Consider the following 20055-nt stretch of genomic DNA (forward strand, 5'->3'; position numbering starts at 1 on the left):
GGAGTAAAACTTGAAACTTGAAACAAAAAAAAACTAAAAACAACATGGAAGAGAAAACATTTACCATATCGGTATACTCAGAAAATAACGTAGGCTTGTTAAATAGAATATCTGGAATATTCTTAAAGCGTCACATTAATATATTAAGTCTAAATGTTTCAGAATCAGAAATAGAAAATGTTTCAAGATTTATCATTGTAGTAAATACAACTGAAAAATGGGTTCAAAATATTGTAGGCCAGATCGAAAAGCAAATTGAAGTTATAAAAGCATTTTATCATACAGATGAAGAAACGATTTATCTTGAAAATGCACTTTTTAAAATTGCTTCAAGCTTATTGTTTGATGAAAAACAAATTCAGAATATCATCAAAGAAAGCCAGTCTACAATTGTAACGGTTTCAAGAGATTTTTTCGTGATTTCAAAATCTGGAAGACGTTCTGAAATTGAAGAATTATACGAAAAATTCAAACCTTACGGTATTATGCAGTTTGTTCGTTCAGGCAGAATTTCGGTTTCTAAACAAAAAATGGAAATTTCGACATTACTCGAAACATTCAAATAACAATTTAAAGACGGTTTAGGCCGTAATCATAAAAATAATCAATTATTAAATTTCATTTCATTAATATTTTAAAACAAAATGGCAAATTATTTCAACACACTACCACTTAGATTACAATTAGAGCAACTAGGAGTTTGCGAATTTATGGAGCAATCAGAATTTGCAGACGGAATTTCAGCATTAGCTGGTAAAAAAGTTGTCATTGTAGGTTGTGGTGCACAAGGTTTGAATCAAGGTTTAAACATGAGAGATTCAGGTTTAGATATTTCTTATGCTTTGCGTGCAGATGCAATTGCAGAAAAGAGAGCTTCATATAAAAATGCAACTGAAAACGGGTTTAAAGTAGGTACTTATGAAGAGTTGATTCCAACGGCTGATTTAGTTTGTAACCTTACTCCGGATAAACAGCATACTTCTGTAGTTAATGCTATTATGCCATTAATGAAACAAGGATCAACTTTAGCTTATTCTCACGGTTTCAACATTGTTGAAGAAGGAATGCAGATTCGTAAAGATATTACAGTAATTATGTGTGCTCCAAAATGTCCTGGTTCTGAGGTACGTGAAGAATACAAAAGAGGATTTGGTGTGCCAACACTTATTGCAGTTCACCCGGAAAACGATCCAAACGGATTTGGTTTAGATCAGGCAAAAGCTTATGCTGTAGCAACTGGTGGACACAAAGCAGGAGTTTTAAGATCATCTTTCGTAGCTGAAGTAAAATCAGATTTAATGGGTGAGCAAACTATTCTTTGCGGATTGCTTCAAACTGGATCTATTTTATGTTTTGATAAAATGGTTGAAAAAGGAATAGATGCAGCTTATGCTTCAAAATTAATTCAATACGGATGGGAAACTATCACTGAAGCTTTGAAACATGGTGGTATTACAAACATGATGGATCGTTTAAATAATCCTTCTAAAATTGAAGCTTACGAATTAGCAGAAGAATTAAAAGACATCATGCGTCCTTTATTCCAAAAACACCAAGACGATATTATTTCTGGAGAATTCTCAAGAACTATGATGATCGACTGGGCTAATGACGATGTTAACTTATTGAAATGGAGAGCTGCAACTGGAGAAACTAACTTCGAAAAAACAGCACCGCAAGAAGCTCCAATCTCTGAGCAGGAATATTTTGATAATGGAGTATTAATGATTGCTATGGTAAAAGCAGGTGTTGAGTTAGCTTTTGAAACTATGACTGAAGCTGGTATCATCGAAGAATCTGCTTATTATGAGTCATTACACGAATTACCATTAATTGCAAACACAATCGCTAGAAAGAAATTATTTGAAATGAACCGTGTAATTTCTGATACTGCTGAGTACGGATGTTATTTATTTGATCATGCTTGTAAGCCATTATTGACTGAATTCATGAAAAAAGTAGAAACTAACATTATTGGTAAACCATTCTCAACTTCAAACGGAGTAGATAATACAGTTTTAATTGCAGTTAACAAAGAAATTCGTCAGCACCCTATCGAAGAAGTAGGAGCCTGGTTACGTGAGTCTATGACAGCAATGAAAAAAATTGGATAAATAAATTTGGGAATTTCCGCCCATGTTAAGGTGGAATTTGCTCTGTATCAATGTTTTGAATTAATATTTTGAATTAGTAAGCACTTATTAAGTAAATAGATATAGATGCATATTGCATTCACTTAACTTCTGTGATACAAGTAAGTTAAGTGAAGCTGATCCCGAAAACGGGGTATATTTTAAACAAAAAATATACTTGTTGAAATTTCTATTTATAATTAATAAAGATGCTGCTATTTTCAAAATAGATAAAGTATTGTAATGCAGAAATTACAGAATTAATTGTTATTGAAATTTGTTAAATAAAAAGGTGTGATAATTTGTTTGTCATGCCTTTTTTGTGATTTACATTTTCCTTTAAAATATGTTTTTTTAGGATAACTTTAAAAAAAGCTTATATTTTATTTATTATATGTTTTTTTTTGCCAAAATTTATGAATTAAATAATTTTAAGAATAGAAGCATATTTAATACATTTATAAAAAAATTCCACAAAACTATGAGTTATTATAAAATTGAAAATTTAGAACAATATTTTAAACATTACAATAAGTCAATACGAGAGCCGAGAAAATTTTGGGGAAAAATTGCTGAAGAAAATTTTACTTGGTATCAACAGTGGGAAAAAGTTGTTGATTTTAATATGGCCGATGCCGAAGTAAAATGGTTTACTGAAGCAAAGGTTAACATCACCAAAAATTGTATCGACAGACACTTAAGCAAAAGAGGAGATAAAACGGCTATTATTTTTGAGCCGAATGAACCTTCTGAAGAAGCTTTACATATAACATACAACGAGCTTTACGAAAGAGTTTCGAAAATGGCAAATGTTTTGCGTGAGCAGGGAATCCGTAAAGGAGACCGTGTGTGCATTTACCTGCCAATGATTCCTGAACTAGCAGTTGCTGTTTTGGCCTGTGCCAGAATTGGAGCAATTCACTCAGTAGTTTTTGCAGGATTTTCTGCTTCTGCAGTTTCTGCCAGAATTAATGACTGTGAGTGTAAAATGGTTATTACATCAGACGGTGGTTACAGAGGAAATAAAACAATTGATTTAAAAGGAATTGTTGATGAAGCCTTAGATACTTGTCCGTCAGTTTCTAAAGTTTTGGTTGTAAAAAGAACTAAAACAGAAGTTGCTATGAAAGAAGGCCGTGATATTTGGTTACAGCCATTATTAGATGCAGCTCTTGATAATAGTGTTGCAGAAATTATGGATGCCGAAGATCCTTTGTTTATTTTATATACATCTGGATCAACAGGAAAACCAAAAGGAATGGTGCATACAACAGCGGGATACATGGTTTATACAGCTTATACATTCAAAAACGTATTCAGCCACGAAGAAAATGATATCTTTTGGTGTACGGCAGATATTGGATGGATTACTGGACACTCTTATATATTATACGGACCATTGTTAAATGGAGGAACTACTGTAATTTTTGAAGGTGTTCCTTCTTATCCTGATTTCAGCCGTTTTTGGGATATTATCGAAAAACATAAAATCACACAATTTTATACAGCGCCAACAGCGATTCGTTCATTAGCAAAAGAAAGTTTAGATTATATTCAAAAATATCCTCTAAAATCTCTTAAAGTAATTGGATCTGTTGGAGAGCCAATCAACGAAGAAGCTTGGCACTGGTTCAACGACCACGTTGGAGACAAGAGATGTCCTGTAGTAGATACTTGGTGGCAGACAGAAACCGGTGGAATCATGATTTCGCCAATTGCTTTTGTTACGCCTACAAAACCTACTTATGCAACTTTACCATTACCGGGAATTCAGCCGGTTTTAATGGATGAAAAACGCAACGAAATTGAAGGAAATCAAGTAGTTGGAAGTTTATGTATTAAATTTCCATGGCCTGGAATCGCCAGAACGATCTGGAATAACCACGATCGTTATAAAGAAACGTATTTTTCTGCTTTCCCTGGAAAATATTTTACAGGAGACGGTGCATTACGCGATGAAGTAGGATATTACAGAATTACAGGTAGAGTAGATGATGTTGTAATTGTTTCTGGACATAATTTAGGAACTGCACCAATTGAAGATGCTATCAACGAACATCAGGCGGTTGCCGAATCTGCAATTGTTGGATTCCCTCATGATATTAAAGGAAATGCATTATATGGTTTTGTTATCCTGAAAGAAACCGGAGAAGTTAGAAATAAAGAAAACTTAACAAAAGAGATCAACCAGTATATTTCTGATCACATTGGGCCAATTGCGAAATTAGATAAAATCCAATTCGTTTCTGGTTTACCAAAAACTCGTTCAGGAAAAATTATGCGTAGAATTTTACGTAAAATTGCCGAAGGTGATTTCTCTAACTTTGGAGATACAACTACATTATTAAATCCTGAAGTTGTAGAACAAATTATGAAAGAAAGAATTGTATAATTCTCGATAAATAAATAAAAAGCCTCTTAATTTTTAAGAGGCTTTTTTTATGTTCACAATTTATGTCAGACTGAGCGAAGTCGAAGTCCTGCAAAGTGCTATTTTTTATTTAATTCCCAAACGCGATTTTAGTTTTAAGAACAGAAGCCCAATTTTGTAAGCATCTTCGGCAGATGAATTTCTGTCACTTTTTGGAATTTTATAAATTTCGCATAAATCGTTTAAAGAAAACTGTTTGTCGTTAATGTCAGTTAATTTTCTGTACATAACGTCAATATCAAGCGCTTCATTTTTTAACCTGCCGCAATCTAATCTTTCTAAAGCTGCGTTAAGCATTTCAATGTCAAAATTAATATGATGACCAACCAAAACAGCATTTCCCAAGAAGTTAATAAAAGCTTCTAAGGCCTCAGCTTCGGGCATTTTTGTCATTTTGCTCTCAATAATAAATTCGTTAGAAAGACCATTGTCTTCTAAGAATTTGTACTGCAGTAAAACGGCTTCAAAATTTTCCTTAATTATAATGCTGTCATCTATGACCGAAAAAGCGCCAAGAGACAAAATAACATCTTTATTAGGATTTAAGCCAGAAGTTTCAGTAGACAAAACCACAAATTTGCTGGGTTTTGCTTCTAATTTTGTCAAGTACTCTTTCCAGAATTCCGGATAATCCTTGTTAATGTTTTTAATCCAGTCTAGCATATTTATGAGAATTGTGTAAGTTGAAATTTACTCTTAATTAGTTCCTCAAGGTCTTTCATCGGGGTTAAAGCATTTTTTAACTTCTCTTTGTCTGTTTTAGACATTTCTCTTAAATTGATATATTGCCCAGAATCGTCATTCTTAAAGCCTTCAACAGTTCTAAACTTTGAAAGCGTTAAAAAAGCTTCTGCACAACTTAAATATATTTCGGCGTTTTTAGAATCGGTTATCGCTAATTGTTTGAATCTTAAATAGGTGTTTTTAATTCCTTTTATATTGGCACTCAAAATCAATAAACGTGCACTGTCTATTAAAGGCATCAAAGCACGGGTTTTAATGTCGAATTTTCCTTTATGCGGTCCTTCTTCTTCAACAATGAATTTTTTAAAGAAGCTCAAAGGCGAGTTTCTTTTTAAAGCATCGTTTCCTAAGAAATCAAAGAATAAAGTATTGTTTACGGCATTTTTAAATACCACATTTTCAATAACTTCTTCGATTTTTGGTTCACCAATTACGATCTCATAATCAAAGAAAATACTGCTCAAATCATTGCTGTTTTCACCTGGAGTATTCATCCAGCTGTTGTACTGTTTTGTCCAGTCACTCAATGACTTACACCAAAGCATGTTGCTTCCCATGTGTCCGTTTGGACAATATTCGTAACCTACTTTTTCAAGAATCGCTGTGGTGCGTTTTGCCAGTCTTAAAAAATAATCTTTTACTTCTCTGTATTTCTCTGGCGCAACATCTTCAAAAATCAAAATACTATCCTGATCTGTCAATAAAAGCTGTTCCTTACGCCCCTGGCTTCCTATGCTCAACCAGGCAAATCTGGCAGGAGGGGAGCCTAAATCTAAAATAGACAATTCTACAGCGCGTTTAATTATGGCCAGATTAATTTCGCTGGCAATATTGCTGACGTGTGAAATAGGTATATTTTTTTGAATCGAATTCTGAATCAAATCAGACAGACGATCGCGAATTTGTTTTAAATCTTTTGGTAATTGTGAACGCTTAATTTCTTTAATTAAAACACCAGGGTTACTAGCTTGAGCGACAACTAAATCGTGTTCAGAAATAATTCCTTTTACGGCAGATTTACTTGTACCGTCTTTAGTTACGCAAAGGTGAGAAACATTATGTTTCAGCATTAATAACTGGGCCTCGGCAAGAGAAACATTTTCAATTACAGTAACTACAGGCGAAGACATAATTTTGTCAATCGTTTCAGTAATTGGATAACGTCCGGTTGCAATTTTAGAAGCTAAATCGGCATGAGTTACAATACCAATTGGATGATTTTTTTCGCAAACTACAATATTATCAACCATTGATTCTGTCATTAAAAGCGCAACATCTTTTACAATATGATGTGAATCAGTAGTTAACGGTGAGTTATTATAGGTAAGAGACTGGATAAATTGTATTTCTGACTGCTGGTCAATAAACACATTATCAGCATCTAATTTACCATTAGAACGTGCGTTATCTTTGGTATGTCTTGAATTTATGGCGAAACTTTCAAGCAAAAAGTTCAAAACATCAGAATTGTTAGCTACAAAAGGTCTAAATACTGCAATAGGAATAGCATAAATAATGCTTTCTTCACGTGCTTTTGCAGTCATCATATAGTTGTTTTTGGCAAAGAAAGGTCTTAGTCCAAAAATATCTCCTTCATGACATTTATTAATAATAGTTTCCTCAGCATCAGCAATTGTAGTTAAATTAATAACGCCAGATGCTACAACATAAAAACTGTCGTGCAAAGGATCATTATTTTGAAACAATACTGCATGTTTTTCTAAATTGATAACACGAATATTTGTAGCAATATCTGATAATTCCTGAAAGGTTAAATTATCAAATGGCGGGTATTCTTTTAAAAAATCTGCAATATGCTCAGCAATTGTATTCATATAATGTGGATAATATTTTTTAAAATATTCAATGTAAAAATAATAAAATTTAGTCTTACAATGAAAGCAACTTGAGCAGAATCTGATTATTTTAAAGAAATGTTAAGAATTACTGGATTCAAGGCTTTGAAAAGCTTTTTTAAAAATTAAAGTTACATAAATATTTGATTTATAGTTGTATAAAATAATATTTAATAAATATCAGCAATAGAGTACGTATTTAATTAAAAAATCTAATTTATTGGTTTCTCAAACAGTGGTAAAGATTATTAAATACGATAATAAGAATATGTATAACTAAAAAAGAGCATTGGTTTTCTCATAATTTCTATTTTACATAATATAAATTATAGGTCAAATATAATAGTAATGCTTGTAGTACAGGTTTTGTAAAATTCAGGATTTTTAATTATAATAAGGATTTTATTTTTTGTATATCTTTGATTTTATCTTCAATCAATCTTTAATTTACTATACTTCTCTAGAACAGATTTTATTTTTTTGGCAAATCTTTGTATTTCAGAAATTTTAAAAAACTAAAAAAGATATTTTTAGTACAAAATTCGAAATATAATCGACGTATAATAAAGTAAATAAAAACTTACTTTTTTGTTTTTGATTTTACTTTTTCTTTTTAGAATTGATTTATATTTACATCAAAAAGTTTTATGGAAGTTATCTTTTAGCAAAAATATGTTACAATATAGTTGAATTATACATTATTTGTATATAGTTTCAAAATACATTTTATCCGTTTGTAAACGTTTAATTGAATTTCTTCTGTACATATTATTGTTCCTCATATTTCCCGTATTCTAAATAATAATTTTTTTTTTGAAATAATGCATTTATCCATGCCTCATAATCTAGTTTAAAATAAAATTTGATGCATTATGGCACTGCATCAAATTTCTCATATTTGAAAAATATTTTTTTTATTTCTCAAATATTGAATTTTTGGCTGATCATATTTACAGCTTAAAAACAAGCATCACACAAATAAGCCCTATATTAAGTTATAAAGTTTTTTTTCTATCCTTGAATTTTTCTACAGCGATAATATCTGTAGGTAAAGAGAAACAATGATTATTTATGTCAATCCATTCAAATCTTTGTATTTCAGCGCAATTTGCTTTTATATCTTGTAAATTCTTGATTTTAACTATATAATAAATTATAAGAATTTGTTTAGTACTATCAAAAATTGATTGTATAAACTCCTCTTGTGTATATAAATGTTCGATAATTTCAATTTCTGCATTTAATTCCTCTTGAAATTCTCTATGTAAACAATCGAGTAAACCTTCTCCAAATTCTACACCGCCTCCAGGCAATTTGCAATAAAGTTCGTTGTTGTGATATTCGTACAGGCCTAAAATTTTACCTTCATTTTCACATACTGCATAGGTTCTTACGCTAAAACTATTTGGAATCATATATTCTTACTTTTTAAATCAAAGGTATAATTATTTATTCTTTTATAGCAATAACGCATTTATCTATATCTCATAATTTGGTTTTAAAATAAAATTTGATGCATTATGGTACTGCGTCAAATTTCTCATATTTGAAAAATATTTTTTTTATTTCTCAAATATTGATTTTTTGAGCTGATAATATTTACAGCTTAAAAAAAAGCTTCAAATATATACTGCATCAAATTTCGCGTATTTCGAAAATAAAAATATTTTTTTTCAAATATCGCATTTATATACGATCATTACTAAGCCATGTTCAGGATAAATCGACATATAAATAAATGTAAATGAAAAAATATGTTTTAATTATTTTAAGTAAAAATCCTATATTTGACATTTACGATACATATCAATATGACAGAGAAGAAAATACATCAAGGCAGAAATATAAAACGTTTCCGTGAAATGCTGGGCATTAAACAAGAAGCTCTTGCCTTTGAATTGGGTGAAGACTGGAGTCAAAAGAAAATCTCTATTTTGGAGCAAAAAGAATTGATTGAAACTGATATTTTAGCTCAAGTTGCTAAAATTCTTAAATTACCTGTTGAAGCGATCGAGAATTTTGACGAAGATTCAGCAATTAATATCATAGCAAATACTTTCCACGACAGCGCTGTTGCTAATACTTTTACAGATGGTGCGCAGGCAAATTTCAATTGTACATTCAATCCTTTGGATAAAATGGTAGAGCTTTACGAGCGTATGCTGTTGCAGCAAAAGGAAATGATTGATAAATTGGAAAAATTGATTCAGAACAAGTAAACAATATACTTCATAAAAAAAGCATCACGTAATGTGATGCTTTAAATTTCTCGTATTTGAAAAATTATTTTATTTTTTTCAAATAAACGGATTTTCCGTTAAGCGAAACTTCAATCTGATTTGTTTTATCAGAGAATGTTGTTCTCAAAACATTTCCTTTAAAAACTGAAACGTCTCCGTAAACTTTACCGGTTTCATCGGATACATATTCAAATAACAATTTTTTATTATCAGGTTCAATTCCTAGTTTGTAACTTGTAAATTTCGACCCAGTCAAATCAAATTCCTGCTGAGAGTCAATAATAGTTCCATCTGCATAAAAATTGGTAATCGTTTTATTTACCGTGATGTCCGGATAAAATTGATTAACTTTTTGTATTAAATCATACTGCGCCGGGCTCACATCTTCTTTTTTTGATGTAATGGTCTGAGCAAATGAAATTGTCGTAAAAATAAGTGCTAATAGTAAAGTGAATTTTTTCATAAATTTAAATTTTAAGTTATTGTTTCAAAACATTTTTGAAAGCTTGTATAATACCCAGTTTTGATAAAGGATAATTAATATACCTAACAAGATACTAAATATTTATCTTTGCAGGAAATTATAAGCCTCTTTTTAATAAAATGACAACAAAAAAATACCTCAAACTCATTCTCATTTTAGGTTCTTTAACCGCTCTTGGTCCTTTTTCAATCGATATGTACTTACCTGGATTCTCTGGTATTGCAAAAGATTTGAATACTTCGGTAGCCAAAGTTTCGATGAGTTTATCTAGTTATTTCATTGGAATTTCTGCCGGACAATTGCTTTACGGCCCATTATTAGACCGTTTTGGACGCAAAAAACCATTGTTTGTTGGTTTAATGGTTTATATTTTAGCTTCTTTGGGCTGTTCGTATGTAACTGATATCGATACATTTATTTTCTTGCGTTTTATTCAGGCTATCGGAAGCTGTGCCGCAACAGTTGCTTCTGTAGCAATGGTTCGTGATTTATTTCCTGTAAAAGATATTCCAAAAGTATTTTCATTGTTAATGCTTGTTTTAGGGCTTTCGCCCATGCTGGCGCCTACAATTGGCGGTTATGTTACCGAAGATTATGGCTGGCATACTGTATTTTCTATACTTATGTTTATGGGAATTGCTATTTTGATTGCTGCTCAAATTGGTTTGCCAAATAGTTACAAACCAGACACTTCAATATCATTAAAACCAAAACCAATTATTTCGAACTTTTTAAAAGTTCTTAAAGAACCGCAATTTTATACGTATGCATTTACCGGAGCAATCGCATTTTCGGGATTATTTACGTATGTAGCGGCCTCTCCTATCATTTTTATGGATATTTATCATGTTGATGCTAAAACCTATGGATGGATTTTTGCCTTTATGTCTGTAAGTTTTATTGGTTCAAGCCAGTTAAATTCTGTTTTATTAAAGAGATTTTCAAGTGAACAGATGATTTTTGCAGCATTAATTCTGCAGTCTGCCGTTAGTATTGTTTTTCTTATACTTTCTTTAAACAATTTACTGGGTTTATATGAAACTATAGCGATCCTGTTTATTTTCCTGGGTTGTTTAGGAATTTCAAACCCTAATACTGCCGGGCTTACAATGGCTCCTTTTGCAAAAAATGCAGGAAGTGCTTCGGCTTTAATGGGCGCAATTCAGTTAGGATTAGGATCTTTGGCCTCATTTGCTGTTGGAGTTTTCGTAAAGGATTCTGTAGCGCCAATGGTTCTTATCATGACCGTAACTACAATTATTGCTTTTATAGTTTTAAATATTGGAAAGCGATTTATCAAAAATAAAGTAGAAATAGCTGCTGATGATAATATACCTGCTCATTAATGAGTAGAAATTCCAATAAAAAAGCCAGAATTTTTGATTCTGGCTTTTTTATATTATCTAATCTATTGGAATTTTTATTTCTCCTGAGATTTTTTATCTGGTCTGATAATCATTCTAAGAGACTGGTCTCTTGCAAAGTAAGCAACCATCCAGTTCCAAAATGTGTTTAATCTGTTTCTATACGTAATTAAAGAAATTAAGTGGATGAACAACCAGATAATCCAGGCAAAAAATCCTTTAAAATGCCATTTTGGACTTGGTAAATCTACTACGGCTTTTGCTTTTCCAATAATTGCCATTGAACCTTTGTCTTTATACATAAAAGGATTCAACGGTTTGTTTTTTGTCATTGCCTTAAAGTTTTTCGCAAGATTTAATCCTTGCTGAATAGCAACCTGCGCAACTTGCGGGTGTCCGTTAGGGAAATTTTTATCGCCGGCTAAAATTGCAGTATCACCAATTGCATAAACATTTTCCAGTCCGTTTACCTTATTGTATTGATCTGTAGCCATGCGTCGGCCGCGACCGTAACTTTCCTGCGGAATTCCTTCAAAAATTTTAGCAGAAACTCCGGCAGCCCAGATTAAGTTTTTAGTTTTGATGGTTTCTCCGCTTTCAAAGAATACGGTATCGTCAACGTAATCAACAACTTTAGTGTTTAATTTTACTACAACTCCTAATTTTGTCAGGGCGTCTAAAGTGTCTTTTTGAGATTCTTTGCTCATTGGAGCCAGAAGTGCATCGCCTCCATCTACTAAATATACATTACTTGCAGATGTATCCAGTTCTGGATATTCTTTTAAAAGAATGCTTTTTCGCATTTCGGCAAACATTCCAGAAACTTCCACTCCAGTTGGTCCTCCTCCGGCAACAACAATCGTTAATAATTTACGACGTTTGCGCATGTCTTTGCAAATGGCCGCTTTTTCAAGATTTTTAAGCAGTGTATTTCGCATTTCGATGGCATCATTAAGAGTTTTCATCGGAATGGCGTTTTTCATTACATTCTCCATACCAAAATAACTTGTTTCTGCTCCTGTTGCAAAAACAAGGTGATCGTATGATAATTCACCATTATTTAAAATGATCTTATTTTCGGATGGAACTACAGAAAGAAGTTCGCCTAAACGAAACTGAAGATTTTTTTTACCAGCAAAAAATTTTCTATATGGATAACTAATGCTTGACGGCTCTAAAAAAGCTGTCGCAACTTGATATATTAACGGCGGAAAAAAGTTATAATTGTTTTTGTCTACAAGGGTTACTTGTATGTCTGGATGGTTAACGAGCTCTTTTGCGAGATTTATTCCCGCAAAACCACCTCCTATTATGACTATGTTCATATATGTTGTTTATTAAGTAGGATTATAAAATAATTCCTTATAAATGTACAACTTTAATAAACAATGACAAAAGTCATCTTTGCTACTTTTTGCTTTTTTTAACTGTTTTATCAACTATATCGATTTTGTTTTGCAAAATATAATTTGCCATTAATTTCTCGATAAGTTCGTCTTTAGTCAAATGATGAAAAACGGTTTTTATTTTCGTTTTTAAATCAGTTGAGATATCATGATTGGGTTTTGTTTTAAAGATTTGTTTCGCCCATAAAAGTGTATTGTTTTCTTCAATACTCAACGCAGACGGTTTTTGAAACTTAGAAAATGTAAGCCCTAACTCTCTTTCAAAATCAGCAATTTCAAAAACTTCTTCTTCTTGTAAAACAGTCAGCGAAAGCCCTTTTGCTCCTGCTCTGGCAGTTCTTCCGCTTCGGTGAACATAGGTTTCGTAAGCATCTGGTAAATGGTAATTTACAACATAAGAGATTTCTTTTACGTCAATTCCTCTTGCAGCTAAATCAGTAGCAACCAGAATATTAATATGACCTTCGCGAAACTGCTCCATGATTCTGTCACGAATTCCTTGTGTTAAACTTCCGTGAATAGCTCCGGAAGAAAAACGGTTTATTGCCAGATTTTTGGCCAATTTGTTGACAGCAGCTTTTGTTTTACAGAAAATAATACCTCTTTCTCCTTCTCTCGAATTTAAAAAGTGCATTAAAACATCTAGTTTTTCAATAGGGTCTACCACAATATATTGGTGGTCAATTCCTTGATTGCCTACAACTTCCATACTTGCGCTTACCTGAACTACATTTTTGTTCAAATAATTCTGAACCAGTTGTTTTATAGTTCCCGGCAAAGTTGCTGAGAATAATAAAGTACGGTGTTTTTTAGGAATTTCGGTTAAAATTTCATCCAGACTTTCTTTTAGGATCGAAACCATTTCGTCGGCTTCGTCTAAAACTAAATATTGGGTTTGTTTTAAGTCAACTGCATTTCTCTGAATCAAATCAATTAAACGTCCCGGAGTAGCAACGATAATGTGAGTTGGAGTTTTAAGTCGTTCAATTTGAGGTTTTATTGGAATTCCACCGCAAGTTGCTGCAATTGAAATGTTAGGGATATATTTTGAAAAATCTTCTAAATTTCTAAAAATCTGATGCCCTAATTCTCTTGTGGGTACTAAAATCACGGCCTGAACAGCACTTGATTTTGTGTCAATTAATTGTAATAATGGAAGTCCAAAAGCGGCTGTTTTTCCGGTTCCGGTTTTAGCCAAACCTACAACATCATGGTTTTCAGCTAATAAAAGCGGAATTGTTTTTTGTTGAATTTCTGTTGGTTCAACAATATTTAATTCGCTTAAAGCTTTTAAAATAGGTTCTGAAACTCCTAATGTTGAGAATTGTTTAGACATTTTTTATTTTTGTTTATTTTGTTTTTATTTGTTTCAAGTTTCAAGTTAAGCAGAAACTTAATAAGTTTGACAAAAGGAGAAATCGCATTTATATTGTAAATGCGATTTCTCCTTTTTAATTATTAAGATTGTTTTAGATTCCAATAACTTGAAACATGAAACCTGAAACAATTAAAACTTTTAAATTATCAATCCGGTTCGTTCATGATTTTTTCGCGGTATTTTTTACCTACCAGCAAGGTTAATCTTTGCTTGTAATCATCCAGAAGCCATTCGCGGTAGTTTTTACTGCACTGGCTTAAACATTTTGCAAAACGTTTAATTCGGCATTCGATATCATCATCTAATTCTTTAGAAAGTGCTTTAGCTTCCTGAAGTGTCTCGGTATTATCAACACACATTGCGGCGTGTTGTTCTAATGATTTGTCTAATACTATTTTAGAACGTAAATTTTGCTTAATAGCCAGTTTATGTTCTTCATCTATATCAAAAGTTACATCGGCTGTTTTGCTGAATTTTGCTCTTAATTCTGGCGGCATGCTGTATTTAAAGAACATTTCGATTTCAGTATCATCTCTTAAATTTTCCAGATAAAATTCAGGAGATTTAAAGATATGCTGCCAGTTTACAGGTTCGCTCCACAATCCAAAACGAGCGGCGTTGTTTCCTAAATCGATAACTGTAAACTCATCTTTACCAGGTAATTTACGAGAACCTCGGCCAATCATCTGGAAATATAAAGTTAATGATTTTGTTGCTCTGTTTAAGATAATGGTTTCAACAGTAGGTTCATCAAATCCGGTTGTTAAGATCCCTACAGAAGTTAAAATAGCGTCTGGAGTTTTCTTAAACCACTGTAAAATATCTTTACGTTCTTCAGAACTGCTTGTATTGTCAAGGTGTCTGATATCGTAACCTGCTTCTCTAAAAGTATCATATACATATAAAGAGGTATGGATACCATTATTAAAAATCAGGGTCTTTTTTCCTAAAGAACGTTCTGTGTAGGCATGAAGCAGTTTTTCCTGCATCATTGAGTTGGTATATAAATCGTCTGAAGATTTTACGGTGTAATCTCCATTAATACCTACTTTTAATGAAGTCAGACCCACATCATAACTATATGTTGTAGCTCTGGCCAAAAATCCTTTGTCTATTAAAGAGCCAATTGTATCACCTACTATAAGTTCGTCATAGCTCTGGTGCATTGGCAGTTTTATGTTAGAACTCAACGGAGTTGCCGTAACTCCTAAAATAAATGCATTTTTAAATGAGTTTAATAATTTTCTGAATGAATTGTAATGTGCCTCATCAATAATCACCAAACCAATATTATCAAGATGCAGTTTTTCATCATTAATACGGTTTTTTAAAGTTTCGACCATCGCAACGAAACAAGAATAATCGTTTTGGTCCGGCAGTTCTTTTACCTTACTGTTGATTATTTTGTTGCTTACGCCAAAGCCTTTCAGCATTTTTGAAGTTTGTTTGCAAAGCTCGATTCGGTGTGTTAAAACCACCACTTTTTTGTCATTATTAGATAAATAACGACGTACAATTTCTGAGAATATTACTGTTTTCCCGCCTCCTGTTGGCAATTGATACAATAAATGATGTTTTGGAGGAGCATTATCTAAGCGGTCAAAAATGGCATCAATATCGCCTTTTTGGTATGCATAAAGTTCTTTTTTCTCTTCTCTTTCTATTTCTAAAGTGTTTTGAGACATTGTTTATTTTTGGATTTTTGCAAAAATACATCTAAAAAACAGTTATTCATCTTATTTTAACCTAAAATAAATGTTTTTTTTAAACTAAGATTTTTTATAGGAAATGTTTTTAAAAATCAATTTTCTCCAGAATTGCTTCAAAATCATACCTGTTTTTCCATTTTTGCTGCAAAGTCTGCTGATAAACTGCTTCAATTCTTGCTTTAAATTCAGTCAAAATTCCATTTGAAATAACAAAATTTACTGCCTGCTCAAATGAATTAAACATGCTTTTGTAAAACAATTCCTGCTTAATAAAATTATTTGACGAATACGTTTGCGCAATTTCTATGTTATAAAACATCAAATCGGCAATTATAAATGAATCAACACCTAAAGAAATGAAATGTTTTATGATTTTTTGAGCCACAGAGCGCCGCATTTTTGCTTTTGGACGCCATCTTGCATTGGGCTTTTTTACCGGAAAATATTCATGCGAAATTTTAACTTTAGATTCCTGCAGCAGTTTGTCTTCTTTTGGATTAAAAACAAAGTCATAATAGACTTTTACAGGACTGAACTTTTCATACAATTCAATGAGTTGTTCCTCTAGTTGTTCTTTGGTTAATTCGGCTAAATATTTTTTTAAATCGCGTTTGCTCATTATCAAAGTTTAAGAATACAAAAGTAAATTACTTTCCTGACACATAACTCAAAAACCAATCCTAATACTTAATTTTGCCTGCATAATCTCAAAAATATATCTACATGCTTAAGATTTTTAAAATTACCGCTATTTTAGAAGGAATCTCATATTTAGTTTTATTCGCCAATATGCTTATCATTAAAACTAACAATCCTGAACTTTACCATACTTTATTAAGACCATTAGGAATGACACACGGAATCCTTTTTATTGGTTATATTATTTTGGCTTTTTTACTAAAAAAATCTCAAAACTGGGATTTTAAAACTTTTGCAATTATACTAATCGCCTCTCTAATTCCGTTTGGAACATTTTATATCGAGAAAAAGTATTTAGAAACTAAAGCAAATGCATAAGCTTTTGGATAAAATATTCAATTTTTTATATCCGCTTTTTAGAGACTGGGGAATGAATCGCAATTTTGCGTCTTACATTAGTCTTGTTATTAATATTGCAATTATGCTGGTTTTGGCATATGCAATTTATTATCTCGCCAAATTTGTTTTGGTTACGCTTACAGCCGTTTTTGCCCAGCGTACCAAAACTAAATTTGACGATTATTTAATACACAACAAAACCACAAAATATACCGCCTACTTAATTCCGTTTTTCTTTATTTATAAAGCTGTTCCGGTTATTTTAGATAAGTATGAATACTGGGAACTGCTTTTTGGAAAAATTGTGGGCATTTATATCGTTTTAATTAGTTTATGGATCATTAGAACCATTTTTAATGCTTTACGCGACTATTTAAAACAAAAACCGGAATACAGCGATAAACCTATCGACAGTTTTGTTCAGGTTATCATGATTGTGCTTTGGATTTTTGGAGTAGCGATGATTATTTCAACTTTATTCGGAATCAAAAAAGGCGAATTACTAACCATTTTAGGAACACTTTCTGCTATTATTATCCTTATTTTTAGAGATACAATTCTTGGATTTGTTTCGAGTGTTCAGGTTGCCATAAACGATATGGTTCGTATTGGCGACTGGATTACAATGGATAAATTTGGTGCCGATGGAGATGTAATCGAAATCAATCTGACAACCGTAAAAGTCCGCAACTTCGATAATACCATTACTACGATTCCAACGTATGCCCTGAGTTCAGATTCTTTTCAGAACTGGCGCGGTATGCAGAAATCTGACGGAAGACGTATTAAAAGACATGTTTTAATAAAAAGCAGCAGTATTCGTTTTCTAAACAATGATGACTTGAATCACATGAAAGGAATACAGCTTGTAACTTCGTATATCGAAACCAGACAAGCCGAAATTGAAAAATATAATGAGCTTAGAGGAATTGATAAATCTCTTTTGCTTAATGGTCGTAATATGACCAATTTAGGTATGTTTAGAAAATATATTATGCAGTATTTGTTAGATCATCCGGGATTAAACAAAAATATGCATATTATGTGCCGTCAGCTGCAATCTACCGCACATGGTGTTCCGTTAGAAATTTATGTTTTTTCGAGCGATAAACGCTGGGCAAACTACGAATATATAATGTCGGATATTTTCGATCATGTTATGGCTTCTGTTATTTATTTCGATCTAGAAATATTCGAACTGCCATCGCAGATTGGAAGATTGGATAGGTGATTTTTTTAGCATTCAGTCTCAGTTTTTTTCAGTACAAGTAAAACCTGAGACTGAAAACTGAGACTGAAAACTTAAAACTACTTCCTAACTTCTTCAAAAACAAACTTAGGATCATTATAAGTTAAAGTTCCCTGAATAAAACACGGAAGATTCATATAAGTTCCTATTACACCATTTCCCAGGATTAGTTTGTTATCTTTTTTTAGCAAAGCTAAAGGGATTCTTTTCCAGCTGCCGCCATTTGAAATATAATGAAAATCTCCCGTTAATGTATTTCCTTTAATATCTCCTCTTACATCTCCGGAATCTTTTCCAAACTGATAATATGAAATCTCGTAGCGTCCATAAAAGCGTTTGTCACTTACTTTTATTGCTAAAACAGCTGTGTCTTTATCATTTACAGCCTGATAAAAAACTTCTTTATAATTATCTTTATTCTCCTTTGAGTTACAAGACACGATTGCAATTAAAATTAAAAGAAGGAAAGAAAATGATTTTATATTCATCTTGATTTTTTTAGAGCAATATAAGAATTATAAGATTATGAGGAACTCAATCTTAAATTTCTAATATAACTTATATTGTAATTTGATTTTTGTATTAGATTTTTTTCTAAATTTAAATAAAAAACATGGCAGATAGAGACACTTTTTTAAGAGAATTCAGAGGCGAAACTTTAGGAACTGTAAGTGCTCAATCTTCTTCAGATGAGATCTTTCAAAATCAGACGATTAGACCTATACTAAAACTTCAAAACGATTTGTTTATTGCAGTTTTTATTAACTACGTAAACAAAAATAAACCCGATTTTTATTCCTATACAGTCGAAAAGAAACTTCAGACGATAGAAAATTCCATTCAAAAAGATATTAAGTTTAGAAATTCTTTAAAAGGAATTGTAATGGCGCTCTTTACAATTGAAGAATATGATACTTATATCCAAAATTCATCAAGTTTAAACAAACGAATGATGAATTTGTTGATTGACAGACTGAAAAGTCAGGTGCAGTTGTTTGAGGTGGAATCTGATTCGAAGTAAAGATTGGATAATTAGTTTCATATTTTTTCGTTCTGTTTTGTATTAATATCAAAATTACGATCTAATGGAATTTGTTAGGAATTTAATTAAAAAAGAACTTCAAAAAATTGAAGAACAACTTTCAAATAGCACAGGCAATAATTTATCCTCAAATATTTCAAATAAAGATGATTTAAAAAAATGCTTATATCTCATTGATTTAGCGGAAATTTATAATTTAGATGCAAAATCAATTAAAGAAATTATAAGTTTACCAGACATGAAAACTGGTTATTCGGAGTATCGACTTATAGATGATTGTGAAAGTGACGAAAAAGAAAATTGGATAGAAGTTTTTAGTGATCACACAAAAAGATTTCTTCCAGGAGATCTAATTATTGTTAAAAAATAAAAAACTTTCATTATCAATGTTCAACCAATTCCGAAACAAATTCCCTTTAACAGATGAGAAATGGAACGAATACACCGGTTATTTTAATCGTATTGAAGTTCCGGCCAAAACCGTTTTGATAGGAGAAGGCGAAATTTCTAAAAAGCTTTTTATAATCGAAAAAGGCTGTATCAGGGTTTGGTTTAATAATAATGGAAAAGATTTGACTTCACAGTTCTTTTTCGAAAATCAGAGTGTGGCTTCTATTGAAAGTTTTATTAAAAAATTCCCTAGTCCGGTTGTGGTCGAAACCATCGAGCCTTCTGTTTTATGGTGGATTCATAAAAAAGATGTCGATACAATTTTGGAGGAAATAAAAGAAATCCCGGAACTTCGGGATCGTTTAATCAATATGCTTTTTCAAAGAACATTTGATTATATGAAGCACTTTTTTTCTTTCATAAAAGACTCCCCTGCTCAGCGTTATCTCAGTTTAATTGAAGAAAGACCTCAAATAATTCAGCGTGTTCCGCAGCATTATATTGCTTCTTATCTTGGTGTAAGCACCGTTCATTTAAGTCGAATTAAAAGTAAATTGGCACACAAAAAATAACCTTTTGAATTTGATAACAA

The 20055-nt window shown here is 31.8% G+C and carries 19 protein-coding genes; 10 read left to right on the top strand and 9 right to left on the bottom strand.

Annotated elements, in window-relative coordinates; all coding sequences use genetic code 11:
- The first annotated feature begins 44 nt into the window (after positions 1–44).
- From ilvN to acs, 3 genes are all read left to right on the top strand, one after another.
- On the top strand, positions 45–566 hold the full coding sequence (gene ilvN / locus PQ462_RS11765; protein WP_274253649.1) for an acetolactate synthase small subunit: 522 nt from the start codon (positions 45–47) through the stop codon (positions 564–566).
- Between the two features lie 78 nt (positions 567–644).
- Entirely contained in the window at positions 645–2114 is a 1470-nt protein-coding gene (ilvC, locus tag PQ462_RS11770) for a ketol-acid reductoisomerase (RefSeq protein WP_012024919.1), read from the top strand.
- A gap of 499 nt (positions 2115–2613) precedes the next feature.
- Positions 2614–4524: an acetate--CoA ligase gene (gene acs, locus PQ462_RS11775; RefSeq protein ID WP_274253650.1), complete on the top strand. Its 1911-nt coding sequence runs from the start codon at positions 2614–2616 to the stop codon at positions 4522–4524.
- A 105-nt stretch (positions 4525–4629) separates the two neighbouring features.
- On the opposite strand, the gene PQ462_RS11780 is transcribed toward acs, so the two are convergent.
- From PQ462_RS11780 to PQ462_RS11790, 3 genes are all read right to left on the bottom strand, one after another.
- Positions 4630–5226 (bottom strand): 3'-5' exonuclease, encoded by a 597-nt coding sequence (locus tag PQ462_RS11780; protein WP_012024917.1) that lies wholly within the window; start codon positions 5224–5226, stop codon positions 4630–4632.
- Between the two features lie 2 nt (positions 5227–5228).
- Positions 5229–7142: a DUF294 nucleotidyltransferase-like domain-containing protein gene (locus tag PQ462_RS11785; RefSeq protein ID WP_274253651.1), complete on the bottom strand. Its 1914-nt coding sequence runs from the start codon at positions 7140–7142 to the stop codon at positions 5229–5231.
- 1016 nt (positions 7143–8158) lie between these two features.
- Positions 8159–8578, bottom strand: a complete 420-nt coding sequence (locus PQ462_RS11790) for an NUDIX domain-containing protein (RefSeq protein WP_149207393.1) — start codon at positions 8576–8578, stop codon at positions 8159–8161.
- Positions 8579–8974: 396 nt separating this feature from the next.
- On the opposite strand from PQ462_RS11790, the gene PQ462_RS11795 reads away from it, so the two are divergent.
- Positions 8975–9382, top strand: a complete 408-nt coding sequence (locus PQ462_RS11795) for a helix-turn-helix domain-containing protein (protein ID WP_121361238.1) — start codon at positions 8975–8977, stop codon at positions 9380–9382.
- A gap of 64 nt (positions 9383–9446) precedes the next feature.
- On the opposite strand, the gene PQ462_RS11800 is transcribed toward PQ462_RS11795, so the two are convergent.
- The gene (locus PQ462_RS11800; protein WP_149207392.1) at positions 9447–9866 is read right to left on the bottom strand and encodes a hypothetical protein; all 420 of its coding nucleotides are present in this window, start codon (positions 9864–9866) and stop codon (positions 9447–9449) included.
- Positions 9867–10006: 140 nt separating this feature from the next.
- Between PQ462_RS11800 and PQ462_RS11805 the strand changes: the two genes are divergently transcribed.
- Entirely contained in the window at positions 10007–11233 is a 1227-nt protein-coding gene (locus PQ462_RS11805) for a multidrug effflux MFS transporter (RefSeq protein WP_274253652.1), read from the top strand.
- A gap of 74 nt (positions 11234–11307) precedes the next feature.
- Here the strand turns inward: PQ462_RS11805 and PQ462_RS11810 are convergent, their stop codons facing one another.
- The 4 genes from PQ462_RS11810 to PQ462_RS11825 all read right to left on the bottom strand — a co-directional run bounded on the left by PQ462_RS11810 (position 11308) and on the right by PQ462_RS11825 (position 16363).
- On the bottom strand, positions 11308–12576 hold the full coding sequence (locus tag PQ462_RS11810; protein WP_274253653.1) for an NAD(P)/FAD-dependent oxidoreductase: 1269 nt from the start codon (positions 12574–12576) through the stop codon (positions 11308–11310).
- 82 nt (positions 12577–12658) lie between these two features.
- A complete protein-coding gene (locus PQ462_RS11815; protein ID WP_274253654.1) occupies positions 12659–13993 on the bottom strand; it encodes a DEAD/DEAH box helicase in 1335 nt (444 codons plus the stop codon).
- A 188-nt stretch (positions 13994–14181) separates the two neighbouring features.
- The gene (locus PQ462_RS11820) at positions 14182–15720 is read right to left on the bottom strand and encodes a DEAD/DEAH box helicase (protein ID WP_012024909.1); all 1539 of its coding nucleotides are present in this window, start codon (positions 15718–15720) and stop codon (positions 14182–14184) included.
- Between the two features lie 109 nt (positions 15721–15829).
- Positions 15830–16363 carry a DUF6155 family protein gene (locus PQ462_RS11825; protein WP_121361233.1) on the bottom strand — a complete coding sequence of 178 codons (534 nt, stop codon included), beginning with the start codon at positions 16361–16363 and terminating at the stop codon, positions 15830–15832.
- A 104-nt stretch (positions 16364–16467) separates the two neighbouring features.
- Between PQ462_RS11825 and PQ462_RS11830 the strand changes: the two genes are divergently transcribed.
- Both PQ462_RS11830 and PQ462_RS11835 read left to right on the top strand, forming a co-directional pair.
- The gene (locus PQ462_RS11830; protein WP_121361232.1) at positions 16468–16761 is read left to right on the top strand and encodes a DUF3817 domain-containing protein; all 294 of its coding nucleotides are present in this window, start codon (positions 16468–16470) and stop codon (positions 16759–16761) included.
- Entirely contained in the window at positions 16754–18013 is a 1260-nt protein-coding gene (locus tag PQ462_RS11835; protein ID WP_274253655.1) for a mechanosensitive ion channel family protein, read from the top strand. The genes PQ462_RS11830 and PQ462_RS11835 overlap by 8 nt, the downstream gene beginning before the upstream one ends.
- A 77-nt stretch (positions 18014–18090) precedes the next feature.
- Here the strand turns inward: PQ462_RS11835 and PQ462_RS11840 are convergent, their stop codons facing one another.
- Positions 18091–18519: a hypothetical protein gene (locus tag PQ462_RS11840; RefSeq protein ID WP_274253656.1), complete on the bottom strand. Its 429-nt coding sequence runs from the start codon at positions 18517–18519 to the stop codon at positions 18091–18093.
- 125 nt (positions 18520–18644) lie between these two features.
- On the opposite strand from PQ462_RS11840, the gene PQ462_RS11845 reads away from it, so the two are divergent.
- The 3 genes from PQ462_RS11845 to PQ462_RS11855 all read left to right on the top strand — a co-directional run bounded on the left by PQ462_RS11845 (position 18645) and on the right by PQ462_RS11855 (position 20035).
- Complete coding sequence (locus PQ462_RS11845; RefSeq protein WP_012024904.1) at positions 18645–19052, top strand: hypothetical protein; 408 nt, start codon at positions 18645–18647, stop codon at positions 19050–19052.
- A gap of 64 nt (positions 19053–19116) precedes the next feature.
- Positions 19117–19443, top strand: coding sequence for a hypothetical protein (locus PQ462_RS11850; RefSeq protein WP_274253657.1), 327 nt, complete (start codon positions 19117–19119; stop codon positions 19441–19443).
- Between the two features lie 16 nt (positions 19444–19459).
- A complete protein-coding gene (locus PQ462_RS11855; protein ID WP_274253658.1) occupies positions 19460–20035 on the top strand; it encodes a Crp/Fnr family transcriptional regulator in 576 nt (191 codons plus the stop codon).
- The last annotated feature ends 20 nt before the right edge of the window (positions 20036–20055 follow it).

It is taken from the genome of Flavobacterium sp. KACC 22758, from assembly GCF_028736135.1.
Taxonomy (GTDB): Bacteria; Bacteroidota; Bacteroidia; order Flavobacteriales; family Flavobacteriaceae; genus Flavobacterium; species Flavobacterium johnsoniae.

What these genes read in the sequence shown, in the direction of transcription:
- PQ462_RS11805 (WP_274253652.1), top strand. Translation starts at nt 10,007, where the DNA reads ATGACAACAAAAAAATACCTCAAACTCATTCTCATTTTAGGTTCTTTA.
- PQ462_RS11785 (WP_274253651.1), bottom strand. Translation starts at nt 7,142, where the DNA reads ATGAATACAATTGCTGAGCATATTGCAGATTTTTTAAAAGAATACCCG.
- PQ462_RS11845 (WP_012024904.1), top strand. Translation starts at nt 18,645, where the DNA reads ATGGCAGATAGAGACACTTTTTTAAGAGAATTCAGAGGCGAAACTTTA.
- PQ462_RS11825 (WP_121361233.1), bottom strand. Translation starts at nt 16,363, where the DNA reads ATGAGCAAACGCGATTTAAAAAAATATTTAGCCGAATTAACCAAAGAA.
- ilvC (WP_012024919.1), top strand. Translation starts at nt 645, where the DNA reads ATGGCAAATTATTTCAACACACTACCACTTAGATTACAATTAGAGCAA.
- PQ462_RS11855 (WP_274253658.1), top strand. Translation starts at nt 19,460, where the DNA reads ATGTTCAACCAATTCCGAAACAAATTCCCTTTAACAGATGAGAAATGG.
- PQ462_RS11800 (WP_149207392.1), bottom strand. Translation starts at nt 9,866, where the DNA reads ATGAAAAAATTCACTTTACTATTAGCACTTATTTTTACGACAATTTCA.
- PQ462_RS11815 (WP_274253654.1), bottom strand. Translation starts at nt 13,993, where the DNA reads ATGTCTAAACAATTCTCAACATTAGGAGTTTCAGAACCTATTTTAAAA.
- acs (WP_274253650.1), top strand. Translation starts at nt 2,614, where the DNA reads ATGAGTTATTATAAAATTGAAAATTTAGAACAATATTTTAAACATTAC.
- PQ462_RS11810 (WP_274253653.1), bottom strand. Translation starts at nt 12,576, where the DNA reads ATGAACATAGTCATAATAGGAGGTGGTTTTGCGGGAATAAATCTCGCA.
- ilvN (WP_274253649.1), top strand. Translation starts at nt 45, where the DNA reads ATGGAAGAGAAAACATTTACCATATCGGTATACTCAGAAAATAACGTA.
- PQ462_RS11780 (WP_012024917.1), bottom strand. Translation starts at nt 5,226, where the DNA reads ATGCTAGACTGGATTAAAAACATTAACAAGGATTATCCGGAATTCTGG.
- PQ462_RS11850 (WP_274253657.1), top strand. Translation starts at nt 19,117, where the DNA reads ATGGAATTTGTTAGGAATTTAATTAAAAAAGAACTTCAAAAAATTGAA.
- PQ462_RS11835 (WP_274253655.1), top strand. Translation starts at nt 16,754, where the DNA reads ATGCATAAGCTTTTGGATAAAATATTCAATTTTTTATATCCGCTTTTT.
- PQ462_RS11830 (WP_121361232.1), top strand. Translation starts at nt 16,468, where the DNA reads ATGCTTAAGATTTTTAAAATTACCGCTATTTTAGAAGGAATCTCATAT.
- PQ462_RS11820 (WP_012024909.1), bottom strand. Translation starts at nt 15,720, where the DNA reads ATGTCTCAAAACACTTTAGAAATAGAAAGAGAAGAGAAAAAAGAACTT.
- PQ462_RS11790 (WP_149207393.1), bottom strand. Translation starts at nt 8,578, where the DNA reads ATGATTCCAAATAGTTTTAGCGTAAGAACCTATGCAGTATGTGAAAAT.
- PQ462_RS11840 (WP_274253656.1), bottom strand. Translation starts at nt 18,519, where the DNA reads ATGAATATAAAATCATTTTCTTTCCTTCTTTTAATTTTAATTGCAATC.
- PQ462_RS11795 (WP_121361238.1), top strand. Translation starts at nt 8,975, where the DNA reads ATGACAGAGAAGAAAATACATCAAGGCAGAAATATAAAACGTTTCCGT.